17 protein-coding genes and 4 tRNA genes are annotated in these 16,174 nt (G+C 67.0%); 13 read left to right on the top strand and 8 right to left on the bottom strand.

The annotated features are described in order from the left end of the window. Window positions 1-16: 16 nt before the first annotated feature. Genes panC through pcnB form a run of 4 tightly spaced genes read right to left on the bottom strand, consistent with a single transcriptional unit; the run spans window position 17 to window position 3,571 of the window. Window positions 17-856, bottom strand: coding sequence for a pantoate--beta-alanine ligase (panC, locus tag ACUZUJ_RS08425; protein ID WP_049447197.1), 840 nt, complete (start codon window positions 854-856; stop codon window positions 17-19). After that, on the bottom strand, window positions 853-1,668 hold the full coding sequence (gene panB, locus ACUZUJ_RS08420) for a 3-methyl-2-oxobutanoate hydroxymethyltransferase (protein ID WP_004153072.1): 816 nt from the start codon (window positions 1,666-1,668) through the stop codon (window positions 853-855). Before panB ends, panC begins: the two co-directional genes overlap by 4 nt. A gap of 34 nt (window positions 1,669-1,702) precedes the next feature. Further along, the gene (gene folK, locus ACUZUJ_RS08415; protein ID WP_014036788.1) at window positions 1,703-2,188 is read right to left on the bottom strand and encodes a 2-amino-4-hydroxy-6-hydroxymethyldihydropteridine diphosphokinase; all 486 of its coding nucleotides are present in this window, start codon (window positions 2,186-2,188) and stop codon (window positions 1,703-1,705) included. 3 nt (window positions 2,189-2,191) lie between these two features. Further along, window positions 2,192-3,571, bottom strand: coding sequence for a polynucleotide adenylyltransferase PcnB (gene pcnB / locus ACUZUJ_RS08410; protein WP_119007667.1), 1,380 nt, complete (start codon window positions 3,569-3,571; stop codon window positions 2,192-2,194). Window positions 3,572-3,623: 52 nt separating this feature from the next. Between pcnB and ACUZUJ_RS08405 the strand changes: the two genes are divergently transcribed. Beyond that, window positions 3,624-3,698, top strand: a tRNA-Glu gene (locus tag ACUZUJ_RS08405). Between the two features lie 526 nt (window positions 3,699-4,224). On the opposite strand, the gene ACUZUJ_RS08400 is transcribed toward ACUZUJ_RS08405, so the two are convergent. Further along, entirely contained in the window at window positions 4,225-5,649 is a 1,425-nt protein-coding gene (locus ACUZUJ_RS08400; protein ID WP_119007666.1) for a sugar porter family MFS transporter, read from the bottom strand. Between the two features lie 190 nt (window positions 5,650-5,839). On the opposite strand from ACUZUJ_RS08400, the gene fdxA reads away from it, so the two are divergent. Continuing rightward, on the top strand, window positions 5,840-6,163 hold the full coding sequence (fdxA, locus tag ACUZUJ_RS08395; RefSeq protein ID WP_005409054.1) for a ferredoxin FdxA: 324 nt from the start codon (window positions 5,840-5,842) through the stop codon (window positions 6,161-6,163). Between the two features lie 119 nt (window positions 6,164-6,282). On the opposite strand, the gene ACUZUJ_RS08390 is transcribed toward fdxA, so the two are convergent. Both ACUZUJ_RS08390 and dapA read right to left on the bottom strand, forming a co-directional pair. Then, window positions 6,283-6,798 (bottom strand): hypothetical protein, encoded by a 516-nt coding sequence (locus tag ACUZUJ_RS08390; RefSeq protein ID WP_006432432.1) that lies wholly within the window; start codon window positions 6,796-6,798, stop codon window positions 6,283-6,285. A 32-nt stretch (window positions 6,799-6,830) separates the two neighbouring features. Beyond that, window positions 6,831-7,724, bottom strand: coding sequence for a 4-hydroxy-tetrahydrodipicolinate synthase (gene dapA, locus ACUZUJ_RS08385; RefSeq protein ID WP_049447188.1), 894 nt, complete (start codon window positions 7,722-7,724; stop codon window positions 6,831-6,833). A gap of 163 nt (window positions 7,725-7,887) precedes the next feature. Here dapA and ACUZUJ_RS08380 point away from each other — a divergent pair, with 163 nt between their 5' ends. The 10 genes from ACUZUJ_RS08380 (at window position 7,888) to ACUZUJ_RS08335 (ending at window position 13,807) form a co-directional block, all read left to right on the top strand. Then, window positions 7,888-8,448, top strand: coding sequence for a glycine cleavage system transcriptional repressor (locus ACUZUJ_RS08380; RefSeq protein WP_005409051.1), 561 nt, complete (start codon window positions 7,888-7,890; stop codon window positions 8,446-8,448). Between the two features lie 92 nt (window positions 8,449-8,540). After that, window positions 8,541-9,020: a peroxiredoxin gene (locus ACUZUJ_RS08375; RefSeq protein WP_049447186.1), complete on the top strand. Its 480-nt coding sequence runs from the start codon at window positions 8,541-8,543 to the stop codon at window positions 9,018-9,020. 84 nt (window positions 9,021-9,104) lie between these two features. Then, window positions 9,105-10,505 (top strand): PhoH family protein, encoded by a 1,401-nt coding sequence (locus tag ACUZUJ_RS08370; protein WP_010484287.1) that lies wholly within the window; start codon window positions 9,105-9,107, stop codon window positions 10,503-10,505. Continuing rightward, a complete protein-coding gene (locus tag ACUZUJ_RS08365; protein ID WP_049447183.1) occupies window positions 10,502-11,008 on the top strand; it encodes a hypothetical protein in 507 nt (168 codons plus the stop codon). Before ACUZUJ_RS08370 ends, ACUZUJ_RS08365 begins: the two co-directional genes overlap by 4 nt. An 11-nt stretch (window positions 11,009-11,019) precedes the next feature. Continuing rightward, on the top strand, window positions 11,020-11,688 hold the full coding sequence (locus tag ACUZUJ_RS08360; protein ID WP_049447181.1) for a YoaK family protein: 669 nt from the start codon (window positions 11,020-11,022) through the stop codon (window positions 11,686-11,688). A 64-nt stretch (window positions 11,689-11,752) separates the two neighbouring features. Next, complete coding sequence (gene thiD / locus ACUZUJ_RS08355) at window positions 11,753-12,562, top strand: bifunctional hydroxymethylpyrimidine kinase/phosphomethylpyrimidine kinase (RefSeq protein WP_087922218.1); 810 nt, start codon at window positions 11,753-11,755, stop codon at window positions 12,560-12,562. After that, the gene (locus ACUZUJ_RS08350) at window positions 12,559-13,485 is read left to right on the top strand and encodes an alpha/beta hydrolase family protein (RefSeq protein WP_101765266.1); all 927 of its coding nucleotides are present in this window, start codon (window positions 12,559-12,561) and stop codon (window positions 13,483-13,485) included. The genes thiD and ACUZUJ_RS08350 overlap by 4 nt, the downstream gene beginning before the upstream one ends. Then, window positions 13,476-13,552 (top strand) — tRNA-Arg (locus ACUZUJ_RS08345). The genes ACUZUJ_RS08350 and ACUZUJ_RS08345 overlap by 10 nt, the downstream gene beginning before the upstream one ends. Window positions 13,553-13,621: 69 nt before the next feature. Then, window positions 13,622-13,698 (top strand) — tRNA-Arg (locus tag ACUZUJ_RS08340). A gap of 32 nt (window positions 13,699-13,730) precedes the next feature. Continuing rightward, window positions 13,731-13,807 (top strand) — tRNA-Arg (locus ACUZUJ_RS08335). Window positions 13,808-14,396: 589 nt separating this feature from the next. Here the strand turns inward: ACUZUJ_RS08335 and ACUZUJ_RS08330 are convergent. Continuing rightward, window positions 14,397-15,317, bottom strand: a complete 921-nt coding sequence (locus ACUZUJ_RS08330; protein ID WP_101765264.1) for a LysR family transcriptional regulator — start codon at window positions 15,315-15,317, stop codon at window positions 14,397-14,399. A gap of 140 nt (window positions 15,318-15,457) precedes the next feature. Here ACUZUJ_RS08330 and ACUZUJ_RS08325 point away from each other — a divergent pair, with 140 nt between their 5' ends. After that, complete coding sequence (locus ACUZUJ_RS08325; RefSeq protein WP_012510689.1) at window positions 15,458-16,159, top strand: pirin family protein; 702 nt, start codon at window positions 15,458-15,460, stop codon at window positions 16,157-16,159. Window positions 16,160-16,174: the final 15 nt, after the last annotated feature.

Here is a 16,174-nt window from a genome sequence, read left to right as displayed (position 1 = left end):
CGGAGCCGCATGCGGCTCAGAACTCCAGGTTGTCGATCAGGCGGGTGGTGCCCAGCCGCGCGGCAATCAGCGCCACGCGGCCACCGCCGTCGAAGGTCGGCTCGGCCAGTTCCGGAGTGCGCAGCACGGCGTAGTCGACCTGGAAACCGGCGGCCTGCAGCGCAGCGGTGGCATCGGCCTCGATGCGCTCGCGCGCCTGCCCCGCGACGTAGCCCTCGCGCATCCCCATCAGGGTGCGGTGGAGGGTGGTCGCGACCGGGCGCTGTTCGGCGCTCAGGTACTGGTTGCGCGAACTCTTGGCCAGGCCATCCTCGTCCCGCACGATCTCCGCACCGACGATCTGGATCGGGAACGACAGCTCGGCCACCATCTGCTTGATCACGGCAAGCTGCTGGTAGTCCTTGCGGCCGAACACGGCCACGTCCGGCTGCACCTGCAGGAACAGGCGCGCCACCACCGTGCACACGCCATCGAAGTGTCCCGGGCGGCTGGCGCCTTCCAGTACTTCACTGACACCCGGCGCGTGCATGCGCGTGGTCCTGTCCACGCCCAGCGGATACATCGCCTCCACGCTGGGCAGCCACACGGCATCGCAGCCGACCTGCTCCAGCCCGGCCACGTCGGCCTCGGGCGTGCGCGGGTAGCGGCTGAAATCCTCGTTGGGGCCGAACTGGGTCGGGTTGACGAAGATGCTCGCCACCACCTTGTCGGCGTACTGGCGGGCCAGGGTCACCAGCGAATGGTGGCCCCCATGCAGGTTGCCCATGGTCGGCACCAGCGCCACGCGCAGCCCCTCGCGCTTCCACTGGGCGATCTGCTCGCGCAGTGCGCCGAGCTCGTTGAAGGTCTGGATCATTGGGCGTAGGCGTGCTGTTCGTCGGGGAAGCTGCCGTCGCGCACCGCGTCGGCATAGGCGCGGGTGGCACCGGCCACCGAGCCACCTTCGGCAAGGAAATCCTTGACGAACTTGGGACGGCGATGGCCACTGTCCAGGCCAAGGAAATCGTGCAGCACCAGCACCTGGCCATCGCACTGCGGGCCCGCACCAATGCCGATGGTCGGCACATCCACCGCAGCGGTCACTTCGGCAGCGACCGGGGTCGGCACGCATTCGAGCACCATGATGCTGGCGCCGGCAGCGGCCACGGCCCTGGCATCTTCCACCAGCTGGCGCGCGGCGTCGCCACGACCCTGGATCTTGAAGCCGCCCAGGCGCAGCACCGACTGCGGGGTCAGGCCCAGATGCGCGCAGACCGGAATCTCGCGCTCCACCAGGTAGCGGATGATGTCGACCTTGAAGCCGGCACCTTCGATCTTGACCATCTCGGCACCGGCCTGCAGCAGCTGCAACGAGGCATCCAGCGCGCGCTCCGGGGTGGCGTCGGCGCCGAACGGCAGGTCGGCCACCAGCAGCGCACGCTGCAGCACGCGGGCCACGGCGCGGGTGTGGTAGACCATGTCCGCCACGGTTACCGGCAGGGTCGAATCATGGCCCTGCACGACCATGCCCAGCGAGTCGCCGATCAGGATCAGGTCAACGCCGTTGGCGTCGAAAGTGCGGGCGAAGCCGGCGTCGTAGGCGGTCAACATGACCAGCTTCTGGCCATTGCGCTTGGCCTCGGCCAGGGCGGGAACGGTCCAGGGCTTGCTGTCTGCGTGGGTGCTCATGTGCTGATAACCGGGGGAGATAACCCGGTCATTATCACCCTATCGGCGCGATCCCGCAGGCATCGACCCGCATCACTGCATCCTGCACGCGTCCATGGCCAGGAATTGTCAGTTCCGGCGCGATTTCGGCCAGCGGCACCAACACGAAGGCACGCTCGTGCAGGTACGGATGCGGCACCTGCAGGCCGGGCTGATCGAGTACCTGCATGCCATACAGCAGCAGGTCCAGGTCCAGCGCGCGCGGCCCCCAGTGCATCGCCGGATCGCGCACGCGGCCAAAACCCTGCTCCAGTGCCAGCATCGCCTGCAGCAGCTCATCGGCCGGCAGCGTCGTTTCGACCGAGGCCACCGCATTGACGAACGGCGGCTGGTCTTCATTGCCCCAGGCCGGCGTTGCATAAAGCCGCGAGGCCTGGCGCAGGCGGGTCCCGGGCAGGCCGTCCAGCGCGGCAATCGCCGCGCCGACGGTGGCGGCCGCGTCACCAAGGTTGGCGCCGAGGCCGATCCAGGCAAGGGTCATCGCTTACTCGCCCGCTGCACCGGCCGTGGCACCGGGACGGCGACGGCGACGACGGCGCTTGCGCGGCGCCCCGCTCTCGTCATCCCCTTCTTCGCTGTGCATCGCATCCAGCGATGACTCCAGCTCACGACCGGACTGCGCCTGCGCTTCGCGCCAGAACTCGACATCGGCAGCATGTTCGGACGAAGCCACCTGACGCAGGCTGAGGAAATCGAACGCGGCACGGAAGCGCGGATGGGTCAGGGTACGGAACACGCGCTTGCGCTGGCGCGAGCTGAAGCGCGACTGCAGCAGCCAGATTTCCTGCATCGGCAGCGAGAAGCGGCGCGGCAGCGCGATGGTGCTCAACTGCTGCACGGTGACGCGGTCGGCGGCGCGGCGCTGCGCCTCTTCCGGTGCCACGCCCTGCTTGAGCAGGGTCGCCTGTGCGCGGCAGAAGGCCGGCCACAGCAGCAGCGCGAACAGGAACGCCGGCGACACCGGTTCGTCGTTGGCCACCCGTGCATCGGTATTGGCCAGGCCCTCGACCAGCATGCGGCGCAACGCGCCGGTGCGGTTGGCCTTCAGCGCCTTGGCGCTTTCCGGGAACAGCACGTCGAGCAGGCCGTAACGCTCAAGGCCTTCGAAGCTGGCCACGCCATGCCCGGACAGGAACAGCTTGAGCACTTCCTCGAACAGGCGCGCCGGCGCGGCTTCGTTGAGCAGGCCGGCCAGGTGCGGGATCGGTGCGGCAGTGCCCTCTTCGATCTGGAAGCCGAGCTTGGCCGCCAGGCGCACCGCACGCAGCATGCGCACCGGATCTTCGCGGTAACGCTGCTCGGGGTCGCCGATCAGCTTCATCAGGCGCGCCTGCACGTCCTCGAAGCCGCCGGTGTAGTCGCGCACCGAGAAGTCCTCGATGGCGTAGTACAGGGCGTTGCAGGTGAAGTCGCGGCGGATGGCGTCGTCTTCGATGGTGCCGTACACGTTGTCGCGCACGAGCATGCCGTTTTCCATCTCACGGTCGCCGCTGCCGTCATCGCTGTTGGCACGGAAGGTGGCGACTTCGATGATCTCGCGGCCGAACACCACATGGGCGAGGCGGAACCGGCGGCCGATCAGGCGGCAGTTGCGGAACAGCTGCTTGACCTGTTCGGGCGTGGCGTCGGTGGCCACGTCGAAATCCTTGGGTTGGCCATTGACCAGCAGATCGCGCACCGCGCCGCCGACAAGGTAGGCGCCGAAGCCGGCATCGCGCAGGCGATAAAGCACGCGCAGGGCGTTCGGGCTGATGTCCTTGCGGGAGATCGTGTGCTGGTCGCGCGGGATGACGCGCAGGCTGAACGGTGATGTAGCAGAGGAAATGATGTTGGCGCTTCCGGTTGAAGTTTCGGGATTGCCCAATGGCATCGAGGTGCATATACTAGCGCTCCTGCCTCGGCAGCGACACAGTTACGCTCCCTTCGTCTAGTGGTTAGGACGTGGCCCTCTCAAGGCTAAAACAGGGGTTCGAGTCCCCTAGGGAGCGCCAGTCGCCGCAGCAGGAACCGAAAAAGCCCGCCTCGTGCGGGCTTTTCTGTTTTCCGGGATTGCAGTGACTGCGGTCGGGTTGGTCGCATCGGCGCTTCCCTGCAATCGGCTTGAGCCGGTGGGGTCACCCAGGGCAGGACACGCCGTGAACCCATCCATGGGGGCTCGATGGCGCCTTGCTCGCGTGCGCTGTCCTGCGCACACGGCAAGACCGGGGTTGGGCTCCTGCCCAACCCGTCGGGCGCATGCGGCCACCCCATGGCGCCAACGGTCCCGCCCTGGGTGACCCCACCGGCTCCGGACGGTTTCCCGCGAACCCCGGCAACAACCGACCAGCGCTTCGCCGCGTCCGCACGCACCATGAAACTGTCAGGAGGGGGCAGGCCGCCCTCTCCAGGACCGTTGGCGCCATGGATGGCGCCATCGAGCACCATGGATGGGCTTTTGCGTGTCCTGGAGAGGGCGGCCTGCCCCCTCAAACTCGGGACAACCAGGCGCCAACGGAATGCAACCGAAGCCAGGCGACGTCAGCCTTCCATCTGCTCCAGCTCCTTGCCCTTGGTCTCGCGCACGCAGCGGACCACGAAGAAGATCGAGAGGATCGCGGCGACCGCGTAGATGCCATAGGCGCCAGCCAGGCCGATGCCGGCCAGCAGCATCGGGAAGGTCACGGTGATCGCGAAGTTCGAGGTCCACTGCGCGGCCCCCGCCACGGCCAGCGCCGGGCCGCGGATCTGGTTGGGGAACATCTCGCCCAGCATCACCCACATCACCGGGCCCCAGGACATGTTGAAGAACACCACGTAGACGTTGGCCGCAACCAGCGCCAGCCGCCCCATGCCATCGGACAGCTGAAGGCGCCCATCGACCAGGCTGCCGCTGGCAAATGCCACCACCATCAGCACCAGCGCCACCGACATGCCGACCGAGCCGACCCACAGCAGCGGCTTGCGACCAATGCGGTCGATCAGCAGCACCGTCAGCAGGCAGGCACCGATGCTCAGTGCGCCGGACAGCACATTGATCAGCAGCGCATCGCTTTCCGAGAAACCCACCGCCTGCCACAGCACCGCGCCGTAGTAGAACACCACATTGATGCCGACCAGCTGCTGGAACATGGCCAGGCCGATGCCCACCCAGAGGATCGGGCGCAGCTTGCCGGTGACCTTGTCGCGCAGATCACTGAAGCGTGGCTTGTGCTGGTCCTGGGACAGGCTGGCCTCGATCTCGGCCTGCTTGGCCGTGGCAGCGGCCTCGCCATACAGCCGCGACAGCACCGCCCTCGCCTGCGCCTGGCGGCCCTTCAGCACCAGGAAACGCGGGCTTTCCGGGATCACCAGCAACAGCAGCAGGAACAACCCCGACGGCAGCGCCTGCATCCAGAACATCCAGCGCCAGGCCTCATGGCCCAGCCACAAGGGCTCGGTCGAGGCGCCGGCGGCGCGGGCCAGCAGGTAATTGCTGAGGAAGGCCGCGAACAAACCGCAGATGATCGCCATCTGCTGCACCGTGGCCAGCCGGCCGCGATAGCGCGCCGAGGCGACTTCGGCGATGTAGGCAGGAGACATCACGCTGGCCGCCCCCACCGCAAAGCCGCCCAGCACCCGGGCCGCGATGAACAGCCAGGACGCGTGGGCCGCCCCGGCGCCCAGCGCCGAGACCAGGAACATCAGCGCGGACACGATCAGGACACCACGGCGCCCCAGGCGGTCGCCCAACCAGCCGGCCAGGAATGCACCGATCGCGCAGCCCAGCAGCATCGAGGCGACTTCGAAACCCAGCGCCGCCTCGCTGGAGTTGAAGGCCTGGCGCAGGCCATCGACCGTGCCGTTGATGACACCACTGTCGAAGCCGAACAGGAAACCACCGAGCGTGGCCACGCAACTGATCAGGACGATGAACGCCGTGTTTTCACCACCGTGGGAGGCGGTGCCGGACTGGGCTTGGGACATGGATGATCCTGCTGGGAAGGGAGCCCGGCCACCAGGACCGGTTGCCGCGCAGCGTCGCACAGGCCCTGCCGTGCCGCCAATGACCGCCACGGCCGCGCCTGCCAGACGCCCGTTTTCCGTCCCGCGCCGACACCGGGGGCCAACCTGTTCTAGAATTGGCGGGTTCAGGAATCGATCCACCCCCAAGCCCATGCCCTTTGTCGTCACCGAAAACTGCATCAAGTGCAAACACACCGATTGCGTGGAAGTGTGCCCCGTGGATTGCTTCCACGAAGGCCCGAACTTCCTGGTGATCGACCCGGATGAGTGCATCGACTGCACCCTCTGCGAGCCGGAGTGCCCGGTCAATGCAATCTTCCCGGAGGACGATGTTCCTGCGGGCCAGGAGGGCTTCGTTGCCCTCAACGCCGAGCTGGCGAAGGAGTGGCCGGTGCTGACCGTGCGCAAGGACCCGCCCGCCGACGCCGGCGAATGGGACGGCAAGCCGGACAAGCTGAAGCTGCTGGAGCGCTGAGAAGCGCCCGCTGCGGCAACGAAAAAGGGCGCCCATGGCGCCCTTTTTTGTTCTCGGCAGGTGCCAACCTTGGTTGGCACAGAAGCGCCGACCAAGGTCGGCCCCTACCCGACCCGCCCTTACTGGGCCAGCTTCGCCTTCAGTGCGGCGATCAGCTTCACCGGCGCTTCTGCAGTGGCCGGCAGGCCACGCGGGTCGACCGCGGAGATGTAGGCGCCGGCATCGACGGCGACCACGCGGACCAGGAAGTTGCTGCCTTCGTAGGCCACGTCATACGAGCCCAGCAGCTGCGCGCGGCTGGCGATGGTCACGCCTTCCACGCCTTCCAGCGCGGTGCCGACCTTGGCGAAAGCCTCGTCCTTGCCGCCGGCGATGGTGAAACCGGTGTTGCCCACGGCCGGGGCCGCAGCCACCGGGGCCGCCGGCTTGGTCGCCGAGGCAAGGGTCGGCACCTTGTTGTCACTGGTGGCGTTGGGCAGGTTCAGGTCCGGCGGCACTTCCAGCGGACGCATTTCCGGGGCCAGGGCGTAGTCGCCCTTGACGCCACGCTTGAAGCAGCCGGTGGTGCCGGCGGCAACGGCCACCGCAAGCAGGGCGTAGGACAGCACGCGGACGGTGGATACGGATTGACGCATGTGAATCTCCTGGGTCAGACCAAGACGGAAGGTCAGTGGCTGGAAAGGGCTTCGAGGGCGGCGATGTCGCCGGCAAGATGATCGGCCGCCGGATGGTGCGCCGCCGACAGCGGCAGCAGCGGCAGGCGCAGGTCGTGACCGATGCCGATACGGCGCAGCAACGCCTTGACCGGAATCGGGTTCGGCTCAACGCCGCAGAAATCATGGAACGGCTGCAGGCGCGCATCCCAGGACCCGGTGGCTTCGTGGTCGTGGGCGGCAGCCAGCTCGCACATCCGGCGGTAGGCGCCGGGCAGCACGTTGGAGCCGACCGAGATCAGGCCATCGATGCCGGCCCGGATCGAGCGCGCCGCCGTACCGTCGTCGCCACTGAACACGGCAAACTGCGGACTGCGCAGGGCGAGCAGCGCCTGCACCCGGCCGGTGTCACCCACCGCCTCCTTGATGCCGACGATGTTGGGATGGCTGGCCAGTTCGGCCACGGTCTCCGGCTGCATGTCGCAGCCGGTACGGCCGGGCACGTTGTACAGCACGACCGGCAGCCCGCCCTGGTCGGCAACCGCGCGGTAGTGCGCGATCAGGCCGGCCTGGGTCGGCCGCACGTACGGCGGGGTGACCACCAGCGCGTGGCTGGCGCCAAGGGCGGCGGCACGGCGGGTCTGTTCGATGGTCTTGGCGGTGCCCGACAGGCCGGTGCCGGCCATGACCGGAATGCGGCCGCCGATGCGTTCGACCGCGCTGGCCAGCAGCTGGTCGTACTCGGCATCGGTCAGGGTCGCCGCTTCGCCGGTCGAGCCAGCCACGACAACGCCATGGACGCCACCCTCCAGTTGCAGGTGCAGCAGGCGCTGCCAACCATCGGGATCGAGGGCGCCGTCGGCCCGGAACGGGGTCGCCAGCGCGGTGATGAGGCCGGAAAGGGACAAGGACGTGCTGCTCTTGGCTGGAAAGGGAAACGCCCGCCACGAAAGGCTGGGGGCGACCTGAATGTTACTTGCGGCGCGAAAGCACGGGCAAGTATGCTGGACACCGGTGGATCCCCGCCTCTGGCGGGCATTCAGACTAACGCATGCATTACCCGGAATCGCCTTGACCGACACCACCCCGCGCCCCGCGCCGAGCGAAAACCACCTCCTGATCAACGCCTATACGACGCATCCGGAGTCCCCCCTGCTGTCCGTCACCCGCCGCATCGCCGACAGCGGTTGCAACCTGGTGGACGCACGCCTGGCCACGGTCGGCCGCGATGTCTCGGTCACCGCCCTGGCCACCGGCTCCTGGGACTCGGTGGCCAAGCTCGAGGCGATGCTGACCCGGCTGGAGCGCGAGGAAGGACTGAAGCTGGTCTGGTACCGCACCGCCGCCAAGCAGGCGCAGTCCAACCTGCTGCCGTACATCGTCGAAGTGATCGCCGCCGACAAGCCGGGCATCCTGTTCCAGCTGGCCGACTTCTTCGACCGCCAGGGCATCACCATCGAGAACCTGCAGAGCACGCGCTACCGCGCCATGCAGACCGGTGCGGAAATGTTCAGTGCACAGGTCACCATCGGCGTGCCGGCCAACATGCACATCGCCGCGCTGCGCGACGATTTCCTTGAGTTCTGCGACCACCTGAACCTGGACGCGATCATGGACCCGATGAAGTTCTGAATGAATTCCTGATTTTTTCGCGCGCCTCTCACGGGCGCGTGGCGTTTCATGCAATTGTCTTGGAAAGAACCCAGGCTCGACAGAAGGACCTCATGAACAACGGCGATACCCTGGACAGCACCACCCTCTCCCTGCCGCTGGCGCTGTCCGGTGGCGAACAGGCCACTCTCGGCGACTACGTCGGCCACTGGCTGGTGCTGTACTTCTATCCCAAGGACAGCACCCCCGGCTGCACCACCGAAGGCATCGACTTCAACGCACTGCTGCCGAAATTCAAGAAGGCCGGCGCGGTCGTGCTGGGCGTCTCGCGCGATTCGGTGAAGTCGCACGACAACTTCTGTGCCAAGCAGGGCTTCAACTTCCCGTTGGTCAGCGATGGCGACGAAGCGCTGTGCAGCGCCTTCGACGTGATCAAGATGAAGAACATGTACGGCAAGCAGGTACGTGGCATCGAACGCAGCACCTTCCTGATTTCCCCCGACAGCCGCATCGTGCAGTCCTGGCGCAAGGTCAAGGTTGCAGGTCATGCCGATGCCGTTCTCGCCGAACTGAAGGCCTCCCAGTCCAAGTGAGTCCCACTGCCTACTGTGTCTGCCATCACCCTGCCCCGCAGCAGGCCGTGGTGGTTTTTCCCTGTCCGTAACCAGGAATCGACGATGACCCGAGGCAAGCGCATCTACGTGCTGGATACCAACGTGCTGATGCACGATCCCACCGCGCTGTTCAAATTCGAGGAGCACGACGTCTACCTGCCCATGCAGGTGATCGAGGAGCTGGACAACGGCAAGAAGGGCACCTCCGAAGCGAGCCGCAACGCCCGCCAGGTGAGCCGCTTCCTCAACGAGCTGGTGCAGGAATCCGGCCTGGACAACCTGGCCGACGGCATTCCGCTGCAGCGACCCAATGGCCTGCAGCTGCGCGGCAAGCAGAGCGCCGGCAAGCTGCGCTTCCAGACCAGCCATTTCGACGCCGGCAAGAGCTTCGGCAAGGTCATCCCGGACAACGCCATCCTCGGCGCGATCCTGGCGCTGAAGGAAGAAACCCCGGACCTGCCGGTGGTGTTCGTCTCCAAGGACATCAACCTGCGGATCAAGGCCGCCATCGCCGGCATCGTGTCCGAGGACTACGAGAACGACCGCGCGCTGGACGATTTCAGCCTGCTCTACACCGGCGCCACCGAGCTGCCGGAAGACTTCTGGAAGCGCCACGGCGATGACCTGCGCAGCTGGAGCGACAAGGGCCGCACGCATTACGAAATCCTGGCGCAGGATGGCGAGGAGTGGTACCCGAACCAGTACGTCTACCTGCCTGGCGAAGATGAAGTCGAGCTGCGCGTCAGCCGCGTGGTCGGCGACGGCAAGGTGGTGCTGTCGCTGGTCGATGATTTCCGCCACGGCAGCCACGCCGTGTGGGGCATCAGCGCACGCAACCGCGAGCAGAACTTCGCCCTCAACGCACTGATGGATCCGGAGATCGACTTCGTCACGCTGCTGGGCACCGCCGGCACCGGCAAGACCCTGCTGGCGCTGGCCGCCGGCCTGGCGCAGACGATGGACCAGCAGCGCTACCGCGAGATCATCATGACCCGCGCCACGGTCAGCGTTGGCGAGGACATCGGTTTCCTGCCCGGCACCGAAGAAGAGAAGATGACGCCGTGGATGGGCGCACTGACCGACAACCTGGAAGTGCTCACGCACAACCAGGAAGGCGGCACGTGGGGGCGCCAGGCGACCAACGACCTGCTGGCCAGCCGCATCAAGATCCGCTCGATGAACTTCATGCGCGGCCGCACCTTCCTGTCGCGCTATCTGATCCTGGACGAGGCGCAGAACCTCACCCCCAAGCAGATGAAGACGCTGATCACCCGTGCCGGCCCCGGTACCAAGATCGTCTGCCTGGGCAACGTCGAGCAGATCGACACCCCGTACCTGACCGAGACCACCTCGGGCCTGACCTACGCGGTGGATCGCTTCAAGAACTGGCCGCATAGTGCGCACATCACCCTGCGCCGAGGCGAACGCTCGCGCCTGGCCGATTACGCCTCGGAGGTGTTGTGAACCGCTGCACCCGCCTGCTGCTGCCCACGGCTGCGATCGCGCTCGCAGCCGCCCTGGGTGCCTGCACCACCACGCGCGGCCCGGCCAGCGTGCCGACCGCCGAGCGTACCGGCCAGTCCTGGGTGGTCACCCGCCCGATCATTGCCGCGCAGGTGCTCGACACCTGCTCGCGGCCCAGCCCCGGCCGCGAGGCCGGGCGGGTCAGCGGCTACTGGGCGCCCAGCCGGCAACAGGTCGACCAGCTGGAAGCGAAACTGTCTTCGCTGGAAGCCCAGGTGCCGAAGGTGCTCGACTTTGACCGCCAGTACGTCGGCATCGAAAGCGCAGGCCAACGGCTGATCTACATCAACGCCTTCCACCTGCCCGACGACAGCGGCATCAATCCGGCCCGCGAAGCGATCCGCGTCTGCGATGGCGGCGCGCAGTTCTGGGGCGCGGTGTTCGACCCGGCCAGCAACACCTTCAGCGAGCTGCAGTTCAACGGCGGCCTCGGCGGGCCCTGAGGGCCCCGCCGATGGGAATACGCCTGCCCACCTGGGTCTGGATCGGCGCGGTCGCGCTGTCGTGCGTGGCCGGCATGGTCAACGTGGTCGGCTTCCTCGGTTTCGAGCACCAGGCGGTCAGCCACATGACCGGCAGCACCAGCCAGCTCGGCATGGCACTGGCCCAGGGTGACTGGCGCGCGGTTGGCCACCTGTGGGGCCTGCTGATCGCGTTCTCGCTGGGCGCAATGCTCAGCGGCCTGCTGATCCAGGACAGCACCCTGCAGCTGGGCCGCCGCTACGGCGTGGCGCTGGCGCTGGAATCGGCACTGTTGCTGGTGGCCATTCCGCTGTTCGAACGGCACCAGATCTGGGGCGCCCTGGCCGCCGCCATGGCCTGCGGCCTGCAGAATGCAATGGCCACCACCTTCAGCGGCGCGGTGGTGCGCACCACCCACCTCAGCGGCATGTTCACCGATCTCGGCATCGGCCTGGGCCACCTGCTGCGCGGACTGCCGCTGCAGGTGCGACGACTGACCCTCAGCGGACTGATCATCAGCGGCTTCCTCGCCGGCGGCATGATCGGCGCCTGGCTGTTCATGCGCTGGCAGTACGACGCCCTGCTCGCCCCCGCCCTGCTGACCGGCCTGACCGGGCTGGGCTACGTGCTGTACCAGCAGTGGGCGCGCTGGCGGCATTGAATCAAGGACATCCACGCATGGCGTGGATCTACCTTCCCCAGCGGGACCACGGCACAATCGCTGGATGAGCCCGACCACTCCCGTATCCGCCCTCACCATCGCCGGCTCCGACTCCGGCGGCGGCGCCGGCATCCAGGCCGACCTGAAGGCCTTTGCAGCCCATCGCGTGCACGGCCTCTCCGCGATCGCCGCACTGACCGCACAGAACACCCGAGGCGTCATCGCCGTGCATGTGCCGCCGATCGATTTCCTGCGCGCACAACTGGATGCCTGCTTCGACGACTTCGACATCCACGCGGTGAAGCTCGGCATGCTGGCCAACGCCGAGGTGATCAACACCGTCGCCGACGCACTGGAGCGCCATCGCCCGCCGCACGTGGTGCTGGACCCGGTGATGGTCGCCACCAGCGGCGCACGCCTGCTGGAAGACAGCGCCCTGCAGGCGATGCGCGAGCGCCTGATCCCGCTGGCCACGCTGATCACCCCGAACACGCCGGAAGCAGAGCTGCTGGTCGGACGCAAGATCGGCAACGGCGATGACGCGGAGCGCGCCGCTTCCGCCCTGCTCGACCTCGGTGCCGGCGCGGTGCTGCTGAAAGGCGGCCACCTGCAGGAAGGCAACCGCGTGATCGACCGCTACTTCGACGGCGTCAGCAGCGAAGAATTCATCCACGCCCGCCTGCCACTGGATGCACATGGCACCGGCTGCACGCTGGCCTCGGCCATCGCCGCGCAGCTGTGCAACGGCCTGAGCCTGGCCAACGCCTGCGAAGCCGGCATCGACTACGTTGCACGCGGCCTGCAGCAGGGCTACGCGCCTGGCCGCAGCGAGGTGCTGGTGCTCGATCACTTCGGCGCGGCACCGCACGCATGAGCCTCGCACCGGACGTCATTGCCGTGCAGTGCACTGATGGCCATCGCTACGAGGTGATCGCCTGCGTGCCCGCACAGCCCATCGCGCGCCTGCTGTGGCTACCAGCGCTGGGCGTGGCCGCGCGCCACTACCTGCCGCTGGCGCAGGCGCTGGCGGCGAAGGGCGTGGCGGTGTACCTGCATGAGTGGCGCGGCAACGGCAGCAGCTCACTGCGCCCATCGCACACGCAGGACTGGGGCTATCGCGAAGTACTGGAGCAGGATCTGCCGACCAGCCAGGCGGTGCTTGTCGCGGCGGATGATGAAGCCGGCGCCCTGCCCTGGATCATCGGTGGCCACAGCCTCGGCGGTCAGCTGGCCTGCGTGCATGCCGGCCGCAACCCGCAGCACTTCAACCGCTTGTGGTTGGCGGCCAGCGGCTCACCGTTCTGGCGTGGCTTCCCGCCACCGCGCGGCTGGCTGCTGCCGCTGGTCTACCGCTTCCTGCCGTGGATCGCGCAGCGCCAGGGCGTGCTGCATGGTCGGCGCCTCGGCTTCGGCGGCACCGAAGCTCGCGGACTGATCGCCGACTGGGCGCGCGTGGGCCTGAACAACCACTACGCCGCGGCCGGCATGGACGAAGACCTCGATGCGCAGATGGCGCGCGTGCATGGCAGCGCGCAGGCGGTGCTGATGGAGCACGACTGGTTGGCACCGACCGGATCGATGCAGACGTTGCTGGCGAAACTGCCGAATGTGGACGCGCAGCTGCGCGTGCTGTCCGCGCAGGAACTGGGGACGCGCGCCGATCATTTCGCCTGGCTGAAGGCCCCGGACGCCGTGGCTGACAGCTTTTTCATTCAGTTGGATGAAAATTTTCACAAAACTATTGACGGTGCGCGCCGACATCCGCATAATTCCGCTCCTGTCGCAGGGCGCCCGTAGCTCAGTTGGATAGAGTACCTGGCTACGAACCAGGCGGTCGGGAGTTCGAATCTCTCCGGGCGCACCACTCGACAGGTTTCCAGCATCCGCCGCTGGAAATGCAGTAAAATTAGGCAGTAAGTTGATTGTGTACCGCGCGCCCGTAGCTCAGTTGGATAGAGTACCTGGCTACGAACCAGGCGGTCGGGAGTTCGAATCTCTCCGGGCGCACCATACACAGTCAGCACAACAAGTTTATGTAATTGGCGCCCGTAGCTCAGTTGGATAGAGTACCTGGCTACGAACCAGGCGGTCGGGAGTTCGAATCTCTCCGGGCGCACCATTACACCGAAACAGCAGGCCTCGGCCTGCTGTTTTTTTATGTGTGTTTTTCGGCAGGGCTGCGCCCTGCACCTGCACCTGCAGATGCCTCAAGCCAAGCCAAGGCAACGGCAACAGCAAAAGCTGGCATTCCCTGGGTTGGCGGGGCGGTGTCGGAGCGCGGGGACGCCGTGAACCCGTCCATGGGGGCTTGGCCGCGGCATCCATGCCGCGGACACCCCGCACTCCGACACCGCCCCACCTTCGACAGGTTCACGCGGCTGTTGGTAGGTGTCGACCTTGGTCGACACATCTGTCAGATATCGAATGAATTCATCCACGCATGGCGTGGATCTACCGTGTCGACCAAGGTCGACACCTACCAGAGCAGTACGCCGTTCCGACAGATCGCGGAAAACTGTCGAAGGCGGGGTGGGTCCGGTTGCGGGGGCGTGAGCCGCATGGATGCGGCGACCGAGCTTACATGGACGTACTTGCAGCGGCCCCCGCAACCGGCCCCACCCCGCCTCCCCACAGGAAACCAGCTTCTGCTCTTGCTGTTGCTGTTGCTCCAGCCCGTAGCGGGTGCAGGGCGCAGCCCTGCCGTACCCCTACCCCTTGGCCATTGCCTGCCACCACTGCGACAGCAGCTCCGGCCTGCGCAGGCGCTCGCGCCACCAGCGCAGTGCCGCGCCATCCTCGCCGGTGCGCCAGGCCAGCCAGAACGTTTCCTCCGGCTTGTGTTCCTCCACCTCGCGGATCACCAGCTGGCCACGCGCCACCGCCGCGCGCGCGCACGGCTCGGGCAGGAAACCGAAGCCCACGCCTTCGCACTGCAGCTTCAGCTTGCTGGCCATGTCCGGCACGGTCAGCATCTCCTGCCCCATCAACAGGCCCACCGTGCGCGGCAGCAACCGCCGCGCCGAATCGGAGACGGCGATCGCGCAGTGCTCGACCAGCTGCTCGCGACCAAGCAAGCCCGGTACGTTGGCCAACGGATGATCCGGCGCGACCGCGAACACGAACGCCACCGTACCCAGCGGCTCGACCACGTAGCCGCCGCCACTGGGCCCCTCGCCCGGTGCGCCGACCAGCAGGTCGGCGCGGCGGTCCAGCAGGGCCTCCCAGGTGCCGGACAGGGCCTCGCCGATCAGCCGCAGCCGGGTCGGCGCCTCCGCCTCACGAAACGCAGCGATGTCCGGACCAAGCAGCCAGGTCGGGAACACCGAGTCCACCGCCAGGGTCAGTTCGGTCTCCCAGCCCGACGCCACCCGGCGCACCCGCAGCTCCAGCTCGCGGGCCGCGCGCAGCAGATGCCGCCCCTCGTCCAGCAGGGCGCGTCCGGCCTCGGTCGGTTCGGCACGCGGGCCGACCCGGTCGAACAGCTGGACGCCGAGGTCCTCCTCCAGCTTGGCGACGGTGTAGGAAATGGTCGAAGGCACCTTGTGCAGGGCCTTGCCGGCGCCGGCGAACGAGCCGCGGCGGTCGATGGCGTCCAGGATCTGCAGGGCATCGAGGCTGAGCTTGAGCATTCGAATTTTTCGATGATGGCCGTCAAAACTATCCGTTTTTCAAACCCCGGGCGCAAGCGGATACTTCTCTCCAACGGGGAAACACGGCAACTACCGCCCTACCCCGCCCCATCGAAACCATCGAACAAGGAGATTCCATCATGCTGCAGATCCGCAAGAGCGCTACCCGTGGCCTGGCCGAGCATGGCTGGCTGTCCTCGCGCCATACCTTCTCCTTCGCCAACTACTACGACCCCCGCTACGTCAGCTTCGGCCCCCTGCGGGTGATCAACGAAGACAAGGTGATCGGCGGCCAGGGCTTCGGCACCCACAGCCACAGCAACATGGAGATCGTTTCCTATGTGCTGGGCGGCGCGCTGGAGCACAAGGACTCGATGGGCACCGGCTCGGTGCTGCGCTACGGCGACGTGCAGCGCATGAGCGCCGGCAGCGGTGTCAGCCACAGCGAGTTCAACCACTCCGCCGACGAGACCGTGCACTTCCTGCAGATCTGGATCTTCCCGGACGCGGAGAACATCACGCCGTCCTACGAGGAGACCCACTTCGCCCCGGAAACCAAGCGCGGCCAGCTGCGCCTGATTGCTTCGCCGGACGGTGCCGACGGTTCACTGCGCATCCATCAGGATGCCCGCATCTTCGCCACCATCCTCGATGGCGGTCAGAAGCTGCATCACGCCCTCGGCAACGGCCGTGGCGCCTATGTGCAGGTGGCCCGTGGGCAGCTGCAGGTCAACGGCATCACCCTGGAAGCCGGTGATGCGCTGCAGGTCAGCGACGAAGCGCAGCTGACCCTGGAAAACGGCAACGACGCCGAAGTACTGGTGTTCGACCTGCCGCTGTAACCGTAGCGCCCGCGA

Source organism: Stenotrophomonas sp. S4 (assembly GCF_054187805.2).
This window is presented reverse-complemented; position numbering and strand designations above follow the sequence as displayed.